Origin of the sequence: Aestuarium sp. (genome assembly GCF_023253315.1) — a bacterium.
GTDB classification, from domain to species: Bacteria; Pseudomonadota; Alphaproteobacteria; order Rhodobacterales; family Rhodobacteraceae; genus Marivivens; species Marivivens donghaensis.
Window position 1 is genome coordinate 1 of the sequence record NZ_JALRGW010000180.1, and the last position, 604, is coordinate 604.

Sequence of the window (604 nt, forward strand, 5' to 3'; positions counted from 1 at the left end):
GAAACGAAGGCCCTTATCGCGACGCGATTTGCTGGTGGATGGAAAACCGCCATGGGTGGAGCGTCGATCCGAAATCGATTTTCACCACACATGGTCTGGTCAACGGCACAGCGCTGTGTGTTGACGCGTTCACCAATGTCGGCGACGGCGTTGTCCTCTTTACCCCCGTTTACCATGCCTTTGCCCGCGTCATTCGTGCGGCTGGGCGCAACGTGGTCGAATGCCAACTGGTGAACAACAACGGTCGGTACGAATACGATTTCGATGCCTATGATGCTCAGATGACAGGTTCAGAAAGAATGGTCATTCTTTGCTCTCCTCACAATCCGGGCGGCCGCGTTTGGTCGAAAGCCGAGCTGGAAGCCGTCGCCGCCTTTGCAAAGCGCCATGACCTCATCCTTGTATCGGACGAGATTCACCACGACCTGATTATGCCTGGTCACACGCACATCCCAATGACCAAGATCGACGGGATTGAAGACCGCCTCGTCATGATGACCGCGACGACCAAAACATTTAACATCGCAGGGAGCCATTCAGGCAACGTGATCATCGCTGATCCAGACTTGCGGGCCAAATTCGCCGCGCGCATGGCCGCACTTGG

General features: G+C 55.8%; 1 protein-coding gene. It reads left to right on the forward strand.

Annotated features, from left to right (window positions below):
- Positions 1 to 604 (forward strand): MalY/PatB family protein (locus AC1QQ2_RS14900; protein WP_479713732.1); only part of this gene is annotated, 604 nt, incomplete at both ends.